This window comes from Stieleria sedimenti (assembly GCF_025060895.1).
Taxonomy (GTDB): domain Bacteria; phylum Planctomycetota; class Planctomycetia; order Pirellulales; family Pirellulaceae; genus Stieleria; species Stieleria sedimenti.
Genome location: NZ_JANZKV010000099.1, coordinates 1 through 14,853 on the forward strand (window position 1 = coordinate 1; position 14,853 = coordinate 14,853).

The window sequence follows — 14,853 nt, forward strand, 5'->3', positions numbered from 1 at the left end:
CGTAAGGCCTCGGGCGGGCGTCAGAATGCCCGGCCGCTCACGCGTCACGGCTCACTCAATCAACAGACCGGTCAGCCGGCGGCGCGGCGACCGATGTGAATTGATCGCCCCGATAAAACCGGGCCTGGGGACACTATTTTGGCATTCGTCGATTCTCACCGCTGGGGTGGTGGTTGTTGGATCGGTGCTCGAAAGCGAACATGCCGCTTCTGAGCCTTTGGTTTTCGTTTGTCCCCCCAATCCCCAGACCGATGAATTCCCCCGACCCTTCCCGTTCCTCTCCCCCCAGCACCCCAGCCTCCAGCGGGGCCAGTCCGTCCAGCGGGGCCAGTGCGTCCAGCGGGGCCTGTGCGGTCGTGTTGGCCGCCGGCAAAGGGACGCGTATGAACAGCGATTTACCCAAAGTCCTCTGCCCGGTCGTCGGCCGAGCGATGATCCATTTCGTCATCGACGCCTTGGAAGCCGCCGGCATCCGACGCCAGATCGTCGTGGTGGGCTACGAGGCGGATGCGGTCAAACGAGAGCTGGCGACGCGGCAGGAGAGCAACATTCAATTCGCACTGCAGGCCGAACAACTCGGAACCGGCCATGCCGTGCAGTGTTGCGGTGACTTTCTGGCCGACCAAACCGGCCCCACGATCGTGGTCGCGGGGGATTCCCCGCTGATCCAAGCCGATAGCTTGAAAACGCTGTTGGCGCATTTTAACGAAACACAACCGGCCTTGCTGCTGGGCACGCTGAAGAAAGACGACCCGACCGGGCTCGGCCGCATCGTGCGAAACGAAGCCGGCGATTTCATCGGCATTGTCGAACACAAGGACGCGACCCCCGAACAGTTGGCGATCAACGAAGTCAACATGAGCACGTACCTGTTCCGCACCCCGGATCTGCTCGATGCGCTCGCGATGTTGAAAAACGATAACGCCCAGGGCGAATACTATCTGACCGATTGTGCGCGTTTGTTGCGAGAATCCGGACGCCCGGTCGCGGCGTTGCCGGCGCTGCAACCGTGTGAATCACTGTCGATCAACAATCCTGACGAACTTCGATTGGTCGACCAACAGATGCGGACGATGGGTTATGCGTGAACTAAAAATCTTCAGCGGCAGGGCCAATCCCGATCTGGCGATGAAGATCTGCCGCCACCTGCACCTTGAACCGGCCGCGATCTCGCTGGGCAAGTTTCCCGACGGGGAAAATTATTGCAAATTGGACGAAGACGTCCGAGGACGCGATGTGTTTCTGGTCCAGTCGACGTGCCCGCCGGTCAATGACAACTTGTTCGAGTTGTTGGTGATGATCGATTGTTGCAAACGCGCCAGTGCCGAACGGGTCACCGCGGTGATCCCGTACTACGGCTATGCGCGACAAGACCGCAAAGACGAAGGCCGCGTGCCGATCACGGCCAAGATGGTCGCCAACATCATCGCTCGCGCCGGTGCCGATCGCGTGTTGACGATGGATCTGCACGCCGCCCAGATCCAAGGCTTCTTTGACGTCCCGGTCGATCACCTGTATGCGGCGCCGGTGCTCAATGAACACTTCAGCAACCGCGGATTGACCGATGACAAGATCGTCGTGGTCAGCCCCGACGAAGGCAGCATCAAGCGGGCCGTCGGCCACGGCAAACGACTCGGCGGAAAATTGGCCATCGTCGACAAACGACGCACCAACGCATTGGAAGTCCGCCAAAGCACGATCATCGGCGGTCCCGTCGAAGGCAAGATCGCGCTGATGTTTGACGACATGATCAGCACCGCCGGATCAATTTGTGGTGCCGCCAAACTGGTTCACGAAGCCGGGGCGGCGGAAATCCACATCGCCTGCACGCACGGCGTCTTCTGCGGACCGGCCATCGAACGCCTCCGCGAAGCCCCCGTCGATTCGATCACCGTCACCGATACGATCCCGATCGCCGCAGACAAGATGCTGCCCAAAATGGTCCAGTTGTCCGTCGCACCGCTGTTGGCCGAAGCGATCAAACGGATCCACCACGATCAATCGATCAGCGAACTGTTCCGCGAACGCTAACCGGCCAGGGCTGGATCGGAATGGCGCAACCAATTCAGAAACAACCGTCCCGTGTAGCTGCCGCTTAACTTCATGCCGATGGGATGACTCGAGCCTGCGGTGCCATGCCGGGAACGGTGATGGGTCTAAAAAGGGGGGCAAAACAACCTGCAACCGGCATGGTGGAACGGGCGGCGCATCCGGCACATCTGGAATTTCTTGCGTGCTTTCCGACTCGACCACCTCAGGTCGGGCGGAAACCCGCCGATGGCGGCGAACGGGCAAAGCACATTTCAGGATCACTTCCGCACGCCCCACGACGGTCCTCTCGGTTCTCCCATGGCCCAGAACTCGCCAGCCACTGAACACGTTCTCCAGCCACATCGACGCATCCTGGAGTTGGATTCACTGCGGGCGCTCGCGGCGATCAACCTGCTGCTGTTCCATTTCACGCACGTCTACAGCGTCAAATTCGGATACACCTCGCCACTGGGTTTCGAATGGCCCTACGGGGCGTACGGCGTGGAGATGTTTTTCATTTTGTCGGGGTTCGTCAACAGCATGTCGCTGATGCGACGCGGAAAACCCGTCGACTTCGTCGCCGCGCGGTTGATCCGCATCCTGCCGATTTTCCTGATGGTGATCGTTGCCAATTTATGGATCATGAGCTTCGCGCCGCTCAATGAGATCGGCATCACGACGGCGCAATTCGCCGCCAATTTGACGTTGTTGCCACGCATCTTTGGACACGAGTGCGTCGACCCGGTGATGTGGACGTTGCAAGTCGAGATGATGTTCTACTTCACGCTGGTGGCGTTGTATCGGTCCGGCGGTCTGCGGCGCTACTTTGTCGGCTGGGGATCGTTGCTGGTCCTGTCGTATTTCGTCTGCCCGGCGCTCGATGCGGTGGAATCGACGGCGGCGGGTGCGTGGTGGTTCTCGCTGGCAACGGCCGCTCGACGACTGATGTTGTTGGATTTCGTTCCGTTGTTCGCGATGGGATTCCTGCTGTACATGATCAAAACCAAAACGGGGCGGTTGTGGCAGAACCTGCTGGGCATCCTGGTCGCCGCCTTCGTCTTTCACAGCATTGATCACGGCAAGCACAACCCGGCGGCGACGGCGTTGATTCTGGGGCTGGTGACCGCTTGTGCGTACGGCAAGATGCCCGTGCTGCGGTTCCGTCCGCTGCTGTTCGTCAGCACGATCTCCTACGCGCTTTACCTGTGCCACAACAACTTGGGGTGCGTGTTGATTCACCGACTCGACCACAGCGGCTATCCGCCCGTGGTGTGCTTCGGCTTGGCCGTCGTGTTCGCGTTCTGTCTGGCGACGCTGGTGACCACGCGGATCGAAGGCCCGATCACGAATTGGTTGCGGACGCGCTGGGAACGCTATCGCAGCGGGGAACAGACATCCGCGGCGGTGGCGACGGAGTAGCATTGCGCGACACCGCAACGGACGTCGATTCTTTTACTGCAAGATTTGGCAACCGATTTAGATCCTCTCCCGCTGGGAGAGACGGCGTTTGCGCAACAAGCAAACGCCAGAGAGGGCCGGCGCTGTGAAAGTCTTGGCGAGCTGATGGTGGCCGGACCTTGGGTGCACTCGCGCGCCCCCAATCACTGCTCGCCCCCAATCACTGCTCGCCCCCGATCACTGCTCGCTCAGTGCGGCGGCGAGCTGTTCGTAGGTTCGCCCGGAATCGATCTTGTTGCCGCGGTTGTCCAGCGCGATTTGGTACAGGTGCTGGCCACAGGTGGTCGGGTACTTTCCGGTGACACAGGCTCGACACAGATGGTCGGCTGGTAATTCGATGGCGCGTGCGAGCGCTTCGACCGGCAGATACCTCAGCGAGTCGGCGCCCAAGTCATCGGCGAGCCGTTGCTGGGCTTCATCGGTCAAATCGCCTTCGGTGCCGAAATACTTGGGCCCGATCAACTGATCGATCGTGCTCATGTCGATGCCGTAAAAACACGGCGCGACGATGGGCGGACAGGCCACGCGAACGTGAATTTCTTTGGCCCCACCGACTTCGCGAATCCGATCCAACAACACGTTCATGGTCGTGCTGCGGACGATCGAATCCTCCACCAGGATGATGCGTTTGCCTTCCATCACCTCCCGTAGCGGAGTGTACTTCGTCGCCGCTTTGACTTTGCGAGCCCGGCCGCCTTCGATGAACGTTCGACCGGCGTAGCGGTTTCGGATCAAGCCTTCGCGGCAGGGGATGGAAAGTTGATAAGCCATCGCGTCGGCGGCAGCTTTGCTGGTGTCCGGCACGGGGACGATGATCGTGTCGGGATCATCCAACGGGACGCGACCGAGTTCGCGTTCACAGCGAGCGAGTTCTTCCCCCAGCCGTGTTCGGCTCAAGTAAACGCTGCGGTCATCCAGCGTGCTGGCGACGTTGGCGAAGTAGATCCATTCAAAGAAACAATGGGCGGGCTTGTCGACCGGCGCGAACTGTTCCATCCGAAACCCCGACTCGGGGCTGACGATGATCGCGTGTCCCGGCGGCAGCGATTTGATTTGATCGGTTTCAAAACCCAAGTTCAGCAGCGCCACACTTTCGCTGGCCGCGGCAAACAGGGGGCCTTCTTGGACATAACACATCGGTTTGATGCCCAGCGGATCGCGGGCGACGATCATCTCGCCTTCGGCGGTCAACAACGCCAACGAGTACGCACCGTCAAAGTCGGCGGCGACCTGTCGCAGCACATCGATCCATTCGATCCGCTCGGTCGAATGGCTGAGCACCCGGCCGATTTCGTGCAGAATGATTTCGGTGTCGGTATCGAGTGTCAGGTGATGGTCGCCGTCGGCCAACAAGCGTTCTTTTAAGACGCCATAGTTTGCCAGTTGGCCGTTGAAACAAAAACTGAACCATTTTCGTTTGTGGATGTGATCCCGCTGAAACGGCTGAGCGTAGCTGCGATCGTCCTGGCCACAGGTGGCGTAGCGGACGTGACCGATCGCCGCACGTCCGGCCAGCCCCCGCATCAAGGACTCGCATTTGGCGCGGTGGTTGAGCCGAAACACCTCGGTGACGGTGCCGACGTCTTTCCGTGTGTGCAGCAATTTGGCTCGATCGGGATCATACGTGGACATCCCGGCGGCCAATTGGCCGCGGTTCTGGATATCCAGCAACATCCGCGGAAGCAACCGAGAAATCTGACGCGGCCCCTCGTCGGTGCACATCGGGCTCCGCCCGCGGCCGGAGAGATGGTAAATCGCCGCGACACCGCATTCGTGATGCAACTCGCTCATGCCGGGGTTTGCTCGTCAAACGTTGAGAGGGGAGATCATGGGATCGCAGCGAGAAAGTGACTCGTCGCGGATGTCTACGTGCCTATTGTCCAAATGCAGACCGATTTGTCGAACCGCCCAGTCGCGGGGAGGAATCGATTTTCGAAAATTTGACGCGGTTTGGCCAATCACCCGCCTTTTGCCGGATAGGCGATCTTCGTGACTGAAGTTATCGTGTTCGGGTTGTCTGTCGCTTAGACAGTTTACTTGAGAACGTCCGCCGGACCTGTTTTTTCGCGTTCCGCCCAAACTTCCTCGCCGTTTGTTGCCTTTGTGACTGATTCGGATTCCTGCCAGCTGCGTCACGCCGCGATCGAGGGAGCACGCTGCGTCGTTGTCAAAGTCGGCACACGGGTGTTGACCGATCCCCAAGGCAAATTGGATCGCCGCCGGATCGAATCGCTCGCCAATGGCCTGTGCGAGATCGCCGACACCGGCCGCCAGACGGTCATGGTCAGCAGCGGGGCGGTCGGCGCCGGCATGGGAAAACTGAATCTGGACCGACGCCCGACCGATTTGGCAACGTTGCAAGCCGTCGCCGCGGTCGGACAAGCCGATCTGATCCAGGCCTATGAGAAAGCGTTGGCGGGGTATGGCCGGCATGCCGCACAAGTCCTCCTGACACGCAACGATCTGCGCCGCCGCGACGGATACCTGCACGTCCGAAACGCGCTGGCGAGTATCCATGAACTGGGCGCCGTGGCGATCGTCAATGAAAACGATTCCGTCGCCGTCGCGGAATTGATGACGACGTTCGGCGACAATGACCGCCTGGCCGCGCAAGTCGCCGGGCTCCTGGACCAAGCCTTGCTGATCATCCTGTCGGACGTCGATGGACTCTATGACGGCCCACCCGACGCCCCCGGCAGCCGACGCATCGACTTGGTCCAATCGCTCGACGACGAAATCTTGGGCCTGGCCCAAGATCACCGCAGTACGCTCAGCAAGGGCGGCATGGCCAGCAAGCTGTCGGCGGCAAAACTGGCCACCGCGCACGGACACTCCGTCATCATCGGCCCCGGCCGCGTAGACGGAGTGCTGGAACAGATCCTCCGCGGCGATTCGATCGGAACGCTGTTTCTGCCCAGCCAGCGAACCCTCCGCGGGCGACGCCGTTGGATCAGTGGTTCGGCCGAAATCGAAGGCCAATTGATCGTCGATGCAGGTGCCGCACGGGCACTACGCGAGAACGGTCGCAGTCTGCTGGCGATCGGTATCCAAGAGGTGCGTGGCAAATTCAATGCCGGTGCCGTGGTCACGATCAAAGACCAGGAGGGCAACGAAATCGCTCGGGGGCTGTGCAATTATCCCTCCAAGGAAGTCGATCGGATCAAGGGAAAGATCAGCGACATGATCACCGGAATCCTCGGCCATCGCCCGTACGATTCGGTCGTCCATCGCGACAACATGACGCTGCGAATCTGAGCCGGTAACACTCCCCGGCGATCTCCGCTTGGTGAGACAGACCCGTCCGCCCGCGGCGAATGAACTCGCCGCGCACTCTCTGTCGCCAGGTGCCGCCATGCCCGTTTGGACCCGAAACACGCTGCTCTACCCGTTTTTGATCGCCCTGGGCATGATCGCCCTGCCAACCACCCCGCTGCACGCCGATTCCGCCGGCTACCAGCAAACGCTCAAAAGCACCGCGTGGGTGATCACCAGCAACGCCGAAAATGAAACCTCGGCCGGAACCGGCGTCTACGTCGATGCCGAGAAAAAGCTGCTCTTGACCAACGCCCATGTGATCGGCGAAAGCCGCAAGGCCGTCGTGTTTTTCCCGACCCAATCGGGCGGCAAATTGGCCGTTCGACGAAAATTTTACCTCGACAACATTCTCAAACTGGGCATTCAAGGCGATGTCGTCGCGGTCGACCGCAAACGCGACTTGGCCCTGATCCAATTGTCCCGCGTGCCGGCTGGGATCGAGGCGATCGCGATGGCCGATGACAGCACGACCCCGGGCGCCAAAGTCGCTCTAGTCGGCAACCCCGGTGATAGCGAAATCCTGTGGATCTACACCGCCGGGACCGTTCGGTCGGTGTACCAGAAGAAATTCAAATCCAGCCACGGCGAACATGACTTCATGGCGTTGGAAACACAGAGCCCGATCAAGCCGGGTGACAGCGGTGGTCCGATCGTCGACGAAGCGGGAAAGCTGGTCGGATTGGCCCAGTCATTCTCTCCGCAAAGCCCCTTGGTCAGCTTCTGTGTCGATATCACCGAAATCCGCCAAATGCTGGACAGCCCCTGGAAAAGTGCCCCGCTGCCGGCCAAGGTGCTGCTCGACGAAGCCGGGATCGAATACACCCGACATTCCAGCGGCCACTACCAAATCGACCGCACGGTCGGATCAAAAACCCAAGCCGTCTTCGTCGCCAAGAATACCGAATACCACGGCCGGGCCGACATCCGACGCATCTGGTCGACGGTCCAGACGACCGACCAGGCTCCCAGCGAAACGCTGCTGATGCGTCTGTTGCGTCAGAACACGGCGACCAAACTCGGCGCCTGGGCCATCGAAAAAACCGACTCCGGCTACGTCGTGTTCTACGTCGCCAAACTGGACGCGACCGCCAGCGACGAAGCGATCGAAAGCACCATCGATTACGTCGCCCGCCTGGCCGCCGCGATGGAACAAGACCTGAAGCCGAAACCCGACCAAAAAACCGCCCAAGCCACGCTGCAAGCCTGGTTGGCCGAGTAGGGGGAGGGACTGGTTTCAGGTTTCAGGTTTCAGGTTTCAGGTTTCAGGTTTCTGGTTTCTGGTTTCTGGTTTCTGGTTTCTGGTTTCTGGTTTCTGGTTTCTGGTTTCTGGTTTCTGGTTTCTGGTTTCTGGTTTCTGGTTTCTGGTTTCTGGTTTCTGGTTTCTGGTTTCAGAAAACTTGAAACTTGAAACTTGAAACTTGAAACTTGAAACTTGAAACTCAAAACTTGAAACATTCTCCCACGAGATCCGCTTGGTTGTTTGAACGGCAACTCAACGCCACAACCCAACATTCTTTCTTCCGGATCTCGACCCATGAAACGCACTGCCAAAAAACTCTTCGTCGCCGCTGCCATCGCCGCCGTCTCGATTCAATCCGTTCCGACAGCGTCTGCGTGTGGCGGACGCGGAGGGCGAGTTTCTTATGCCCCGGTTTATGGCGGCTATTCCCGAGCCGCGTCGAACTATCGCACGACCTTGCCCGTGACGCCGCCGATCCATAACGCTCGGCCGACCTTCAACCCGCCGTTGCATCAAACGGTGCAACCCGCCGCGGTCGCACCGCCGGTTTCCACCGCGTCGACCGTGGCTGCCGTTCGTCCGCGACCGCGGGCACAAGTCGCGTTGCAAACGTCAGCAGCACCGCAACCCACCGGCACCGCAGCAACCGCCCAATCACAACCGTCCTCGCAAACGACCGCAACGACTTCAGCGGTGGATGCCGAAACGTCCGCGCTGGCCGCCCTGGCGTCACTCGCCGCTTCCCAGCCGTCGGCGGCGACGACTCCATCAACCACGCCGCCACCCTCCGCGCAACCGGTCGCAGCCTCCGCAGCCACGCCCGACCACATCGGCAGCTTTCGGGCAACGTTGCCGAGCAACGTCACGATTGAATTGAACTTAAACGGCAGCGGCACGTTTTCGTGGGTCGTCAGCAACAACGGCAAGACCAGCCAGTTCTCGGGCCAATACCGCGTGACCGACGGACGTTTGACGCTGGTCCGCAGCAATGACCTGCAGAAGATGGCCGGTAAGCTGACCCTGGGACCGAACGGTTTCACGTTCCAGCTGGACGGTACCAACAACGCCGGCTTGGATTTCAAGAAAGTCGCGTAGACAACCGGCATGCACAGCATGCCCTACGCTTCGCCGCGATGCGTGATCGGATGCTCGAGCAGCTTGCGGAGATAGCGTCCATACTCGCTGTGCCGAATCGAATCGGCACAGCGGGCGAGCCCCTGGCGATCGATCCAGTTATTTCGAAACGCGATCTCTTCCGGACAACAGACCTTCAGCCCCGTCCGTTTTTCGATCGCACCGACAAAACTGCTGGCGTCATGCAAACTCTCGTGGGTCCCCGTGTCCAACCAGGCGATCCCACGGCCCAGCACCTTCACTTCCAACGTTCCCTGTTCCAAGTAAACGCGATTCAGATCGGTGATCTCCAGTTCGCCGCGCGGTGAAGGCGACAACTGCTTTGCAATCTCGCTGGCTTGGGAATCGAAGAAATACAAACCGGGCACGGCGAAGTTGGATCGCGGCTCGGAGGGTTTTTCTTCCAACGTGATCACGCGGCCGGCGGAATCGAATGAGACGACGCCATAAGCCGATGGGTTTCGCACTTCATAGGCAAAGATTTTCGCGCCGCGGACCAGTTCCGCCGAACCGCGTAGCAGTTGAATCAGGCCCTCGCCGTAAAACACGTTGTCGCCCAAAACAAGACAACTCGGTTGGCCCTGCAAAAAATCTTCTCCCAGAATCAACGCTTCGGCTAACCCGCCGGGACGCTGTTGGACCGCATAAGAAATCTGAAGGCCCCACCCCGAACCGTCACCCAACAACGACTGAAACAGCGGCGTGTGACTGGGGGTGCTGATCAGCAATATGTCTTGGATTCCGGCCAACATCAACGTCGACAGTGGATAATAGATCATCGGTTTGTCGTAGACGGGCAACAGTTGTTTGCTGATCGCCGTCGTCAGCGGCGCCAGTCGGCTGCCGCTGCCGCCGGCCAAGATAATGCCCTTCATGATGGATCCGCCTTTGAGACCTGGCCGAGTCGCTGGAGTTGATCATTCCCGTCCAGGATCGTTTGCCACCAGTCGCGATGGGTGAGATACCAATGGACGGTTTGGCGAAGACTGGTTTCCAGGTCGAATTGTGGCCGCCAACCGAGTTCGCTGCGAATCTTGGTCGAATCGATCGCGTACCTGAAATCATGCCCCGGCCGATCGGGCACGAACGAGATCAGCTCTTCGTATCGCCCGTCGCGGCGCGGATTCAGTTCGTCCAAGATGCTGCAAAGCGACCGGACGAAATCGATGTTGCGCCGCTGGCTGTCCCCGCCGATGTTGTACGTTTGGCCGACGCGTCCGTCTTCTAACACACGGCACAGTGCTCGGGCGTGATCGAGCACATACAGCCAGTCGCGAATGTTTTCACCCTTGCCATAGACCGGCAGTTCTTGTTCCCCGAGCGCCTTGATGATCATCAACGGCAGCAGTTTTTCGGGGAACTGATACGGCCCAAAATTGTTGCTGCAATTGGTCACGATCACGGGCAAGTCGTACGTCGTCCGCCACGCCCGAGCCAGATGGTCCGAAGCGGCTTTGGTGGCCGAGTACGGCGAATGCGGATCATAGGGTGTCGACTCGGTGAACTCGCCGCTCGCGCCAAGTGCCCCGTAGACTTCATCGGTGGAGACGTGAAGAAAGCGAAACGACGCGGCGCGTTCGCGCGCGAGGCCTCGGTAGTGGTCCAACGCTGCGGTCAACAGATGGAACGTGCCGACCACGTTGGTCTGGATGAACGCGGCTGGTCCATCGATCGAACGATCGACATGTGATTCGGCGGCCAAATGCATCACGGCGTCGGGATCATGTTCGGCAAAGACGCCACGCATCGCCTTCGGGTCCGCGATGTCGATACGACAAAACGTGTAGCGGGGATCGTCGGCAACGTCTGCCAACGAGTTGGGATTGCCCGCGTACGTCAATTTGTCCACGTTGATGACGGAGTGCGACGACGACGTGAGCAAATGGCGGATCAGGTTGCTGCCGATAAACCCGCAACCACCGGTGATCAGGATCTTCACTTGGCCACCCCTGACCTCATAGCGTCGTTGCCATCGACCGTTTCGGTGCGGACGAAATACAGCCAAATCAATCCCGCGATCGACAGACTCAACACGACAACACTGACCCACTGTGAAATCGACAGCGACGTGTTGAATTGTCCGGCCTCGTCGACCCGAACCATCTCCAGCACAAACCGCAACACCGCATAGGAAGCAAACCCGATGAACATCAACGCGCCGGTGCGGTTGATCATCAACGACAAGACGCAAAGTGCAATGCACAGAACCAAGGCACTGACGCTGCTGATCGGTTGCGCCGCACGCACCGGCAATGCCCGCTCGGGAAGTTCGTCGGGAGACAACACGTGTGTCTTACCGGAAACACGCATCATCCATCCGGGCACAATCTCTTCTTCGGGAGTCGCCGGGTCGGCTTGCTTGAACGGACGTCGATCAAAATCACCGGCTTCGTAAATGTCGTTGGCCTTGATGCCCAATTCATCCGCGACACTGTCCGGGACCACCGAACGAATCTTGCCTGTTTTTAAATCAATGTTCATGCCCAGCAATTCGCCGCTGGCCAGTTGCTCTTGATACACCTTCGTGATCGGCGGAAACCGTAGCGATGCCCAGCCGGGTTCGCATCGCCCGCCGTAACAGCAACCGTTGAGCAGGCAGCCGATCCGGCCGAAAAAGACGCCCAAGAAAATGCAGGGGACGATCGCATCACCGAAACGCAGCAACGGGATTTTGTTTCGAGAGGTGAAAACCAGGAAAGCCAGAAATCCCCCGATGAACGAACCGTAGACCACCAACCCGCCTTCGGTGAACGCCAGCATGTTCTTGATCGTTTCCAGCGTCGTCTCTCCAATGTATTGGTCGCGGTACTGGATCACATAAAACAGCCGCGCGCCGACGATGCCGCCGATGAAGACCCAGGGGGCCAACCCAAAAATCAACTCGGGGTTCATGCCGGCACGCTCGGTTCGGTAGGCCGCCAGCGCAATTGCACTCGAAACGCCCAACACCAGGAACACGCCGTAGCCGCGGATCGCCATCCCGACCGGATCACCGGCGACGTTTTTCAGTTCGACGTTGGGCAGGATAAACACGACCAAGCCCGCCGCGATCGCCCAAAACAGGCCTTCGCCGGCGACGACCTGCCCGAGCGTCGGTGGTCCGGACGGGTCCTTTTCTCCCGCGTGCCGGCTGAGTTGAAATTGGGCCCAGACCAGCCGAACGACGAGTGCCAGCACGAGGATCCCCAGCGCCCAACCGAACCCAAACACGGGAAACGGCCCGATTTCGTGGGGAATGAAGAAAAGCGTGCGTTGCATCGATGACGGTGAAGGGTTGAAGTTGCGAAAAACCCGGTGACATTGGCCTAGACCACCGGCGTCTCCCTTTTCTACGCTCCAGAGAGTGAAAAAGTCCAGGTCGCCTCGTGGCATCCCCCCAATGACGACCGCCGGAGGACGACCACCCGATCACGAACCACACCTACGAGATCGCCAGCATGATGCGGCCTTCCCACTCCATCGTTCCGAATCGGTTCGCGGCAATGATTTTGATTGCCTGGTGCAGCCTGCTCGCGTCGGCCCGTGCCGTTGCTGCCGAGCCGCCCCAGGTCCGACTCGCCGCCGCCAACGTCCCGGTCGCACCCGGCGACGCATTCCAAGTCACCGTCGAGGTGTTTGAAGTGCTCGGCAACGAAAAACTACAGCTCCAGGATCGCCACCTGGTGCTTTTCAAAGACGGCAAAGCCTACGACTTTGGATTGACCGAACCGCGCGACGTGACGCTGATCGACCCGGTCAATTCCCAAGTCATCTTGCTCTCACGCGTCGACCACGTCAAATCAACGATCACCCATCAAGAAATCGTGACCGCGGCAGCCCGATTTCGACTCTTTGCCACCAACGAAGGCCTGGAGACACGGTTGGGAATCGACGCCAAGACGACCAAGGATCCGAACCAAGACAATCGCTACAACATCGAGTTCGGCGACTATCACTACAGCGTCGCGACCGCCGAACCGTCGATGGCGGCACAACCCCATCGCTTCGCCGAGTTCACCGACTGGGTCGCCCGTGTGAATCTGGTTCGCAAACTCGGCACCCCGCCGTTTGCCCGAATCAATCTGGGAAATGCCATCGCGGCCGAGGGCTTGATTCCTCAAACCGTCACATTGACACTGAAATCCCAGACCCACTCCCGGACATTCGTCTCGTCCTACAAGTTCAAACCGGGGCTGAGCAAGGAAAGCCAACAACGCCTCGACGAAGTCGCCGGCATGCTGACGCTCTACCGCGACGTGCCGCTGGCGGCGTTTCCGCGATAGGTCGATCGAAAGCAGGTTTGGCTTCCAGCTATCTTGGATTTGAAGCTCGACGTCGCCCTGTGATGTGACCTGTAAGAAACGGGAAATTTGGACACGTCTCGCTGAATGCCACTCACACCGATTGCGGAAATTCAGTTCCGCTCGACAGATCCGGAGACGTCCCTGCAACAGATCGGCGTTGTGCGTCACGATGCGATGGCGATCAGCGAGAAGTGTCGAAACCTGACTGTTTTCGACACCCGTCGCGCCACACGGCTTCCCACCGCAGAGCCGTGCGACGACCCAACCCGGAGTCGCGTAGCACACCCTGAGTCGTGGCTTACGACTGAACGCCTAACGACAGGCCGTCGAGCATTTGACCTGCCGCGTCGCTCTTGTTGAGCACGTAGTAGTGAATTCCGGGGACGCCATTTTCGATCAAATCGATCGTTTGCACTCGCGCGTGATCCACGCCGACTTTGAATTGATAGTCGGCATCTTCGTTTTCGTTCATGGCCGCGGCCATCTGGTCCGGGATGCGTGCTTTGCACATGCCGGCGATGCGAAGCGCCTGCTTGTAATTGGTCACCGGCAAAATCCCGGGCACGATCGGAACGTTGATCCCCGCGGCTTGGCAGGCATCGCGAAAACGATAGAAGTCATCGTTGTCGTAGAACAACTGCGTCACGATCACGTCTGCCCCCGCGTCGACCTTTCGCTTCAGGTTGTCGAGGTCCGTTTGTGCATCGGGCGCTTCCTGGTGGACTTCCGGATAACCGGCGACCGCGATCCCGAACTGATCGGGGAAACGTTCTTGGATCAGTTCGACCAATTCGTTGGCGTACCGCAATCCGCCCTCGACTGCCTGGAACGATTCGCTGCCCTTGGGCGGGTCGCCACGCAATGCGACAATGTAATCCGCCCCGCGCCGCTTGGCTTCGGCCAAGTACTCGCCTAGCTGATCGACGGTCGCTCCGACACAGGTCAGGTGGGACGCAACGGGCAGCCCCGTCAGCTCACGCACCCGTTGGACCACATCCAGGGTGCGCGACTGGGTCGAACCGCCGGCGCCGTAGGTGCAGGTGAAGAAACTCGGCTGAAACGCCTTCAATCGCTCGACGTTCTTTTCCAGCAGATCCATGCCCGCATCGGTTTTCGGCGGGAACAACTCGAACGAAATCGCGCATTGCTCGCCGTTGAAGTGATCGGCAAGTTTGATCGGAGAACTCATCTGGGACCGGAAAGCGGGGTGATAAATCGTATTGGAACGGGCGTCTATTGTAGCCCCTGGACCAGATTCGCAATGCGTCCTCTCAGAAAGGTGGGAAACGCGAATACCTGCGGCCCCGCGCACGCTGGTGCCTAGGCCTTCAGGCGACAGTTCCTCGCGCGCTGCGAAGCAGCGACCCCAGGCGGCGGCTAAAGCCCAATACC

12 protein-coding genes are annotated in these 14,853 nt (G+C 59.6%); 7 read left to right on the forward strand and 5 right to left on the reverse strand.

Features of this window, described 5'->3' with window-relative positions; genetic code table 11:
- The first annotated feature begins 251 nt into the window (after positions 1-251).
- The 3 genes from NZK35_RS13940 (at position 252) to NZK35_RS13950 (ending at position 3,450) form a co-directional block, all read left to right on the forward strand.
- Positions 252-1,088: a sugar phosphate nucleotidyltransferase gene (locus NZK35_RS13940; protein WP_259633145.1), complete on the forward strand. Its 837-nt coding sequence runs from the start codon at positions 252-254 to the stop codon at positions 1,086-1,088.
- Entirely contained in the window at positions 1,081-2,031 is a 951-nt protein-coding gene (locus NZK35_RS13945) for a ribose-phosphate diphosphokinase (protein ID WP_259633146.1), read from the forward strand. Before NZK35_RS13940 ends, NZK35_RS13945 begins: the two co-directional genes overlap by 8 nt.
- A 318-nt stretch (positions 2,032-2,349) precedes the next feature.
- Positions 2,350-3,450 carry an acyltransferase family protein gene (locus NZK35_RS13950; RefSeq protein ID WP_259633147.1) on the forward strand — a complete coding sequence of 367 codons (1,101 nt, stop codon included), beginning with the start codon at positions 2,350-2,352 and terminating at the stop codon, positions 3,448-3,450.
- A gap of 216 nt (positions 3,451-3,666) precedes the next feature.
- Here NZK35_RS13950 and NZK35_RS13955 read toward each other — a convergent pair whose 3' ends face one another.
- Positions 3,667-5,280 (reverse strand): amidophosphoribosyltransferase, encoded by a 1,614-nt coding sequence (locus tag NZK35_RS13955; protein WP_259633148.1) that lies wholly within the window; start codon positions 5,278-5,280, stop codon positions 3,667-3,669.
- 312 nt (positions 5,281-5,592) lie between these two features.
- Between NZK35_RS13955 and proB the strand changes: the two genes are divergently transcribed.
- From proB to NZK35_RS13970, 3 genes are all read left to right on the forward strand, one after another.
- Complete coding sequence (proB, locus tag NZK35_RS13960; RefSeq protein ID WP_259633149.1) at positions 5,593-6,744, forward strand: glutamate 5-kinase; 1,152 nt, start codon at positions 5,593-5,595, stop codon at positions 6,742-6,744.
- Positions 6,745-6,841: 97 nt separating this feature from the next.
- The gene (locus tag NZK35_RS13965; RefSeq protein ID WP_259633150.1) at positions 6,842-8,023 is read left to right on the forward strand and encodes a S1 family peptidase; all 1,182 of its coding nucleotides are present in this window, start codon (positions 6,842-6,844) and stop codon (positions 8,021-8,023) included.
- 315 nt (positions 8,024-8,338) lie between these two features.
- Positions 8,339-9,139, forward strand: a complete 801-nt coding sequence (locus NZK35_RS13970; protein WP_259633151.1) for a hypothetical protein — start codon at positions 8,339-8,341, stop codon at positions 9,137-9,139.
- Positions 9,140-9,162: 23 nt separating this feature from the next.
- Here NZK35_RS13970 and rfbA read toward each other — a convergent pair whose 3' ends face one another.
- The 3 genes from rfbA to NZK35_RS13985 are packed head-to-tail and all read right to left on the reverse strand — an operon-like array spanning position 9,163 to position 12,436.
- Complete coding sequence (rfbA, locus tag NZK35_RS13975; RefSeq protein WP_259633152.1) at positions 9,163-10,053, reverse strand: glucose-1-phosphate thymidylyltransferase RfbA; 891 nt, start codon at positions 10,051-10,053, stop codon at positions 9,163-9,165.
- Entirely contained in the window at positions 10,050-11,117 is a 1,068-nt protein-coding gene (rfbB, locus tag NZK35_RS13980) for a dTDP-glucose 4,6-dehydratase (RefSeq protein WP_259633153.1), read from the reverse strand. Before rfbB ends, rfbA begins: the two co-directional genes overlap by 4 nt.
- Positions 11,114-12,436, reverse strand: coding sequence for a prolipoprotein diacylglyceryl transferase (locus NZK35_RS13985; RefSeq protein WP_259633154.1), 1,323 nt, complete (start codon positions 12,434-12,436; stop codon positions 11,114-11,116). The genes rfbB and NZK35_RS13985 overlap by 4 nt, the downstream gene beginning before the upstream one ends.
- A gap of 179 nt (positions 12,437-12,615) precedes the next feature.
- Between NZK35_RS13985 and NZK35_RS13990 the strand changes: the two genes are divergently transcribed.
- On the forward strand, positions 12,616-13,440 hold the full coding sequence (locus NZK35_RS13990) for a hypothetical protein (protein ID WP_259633155.1): 825 nt from the start codon (positions 12,616-12,618) through the stop codon (positions 13,438-13,440).
- Positions 13,441-13,759: 319 nt separating this feature from the next.
- Here the strand turns inward: NZK35_RS13990 and metF are convergent, their stop codons facing one another.
- Positions 13,760-14,650 carry a methylenetetrahydrofolate reductase [NAD(P)H] gene (gene metF, locus NZK35_RS13995; protein ID WP_259633156.1) on the reverse strand — a complete coding sequence of 297 codons (891 nt, stop codon included), beginning with the start codon at positions 14,648-14,650 and terminating at the stop codon, positions 13,760-13,762.
- Positions 14,651-14,853 lie beyond the last annotated feature (203 nt).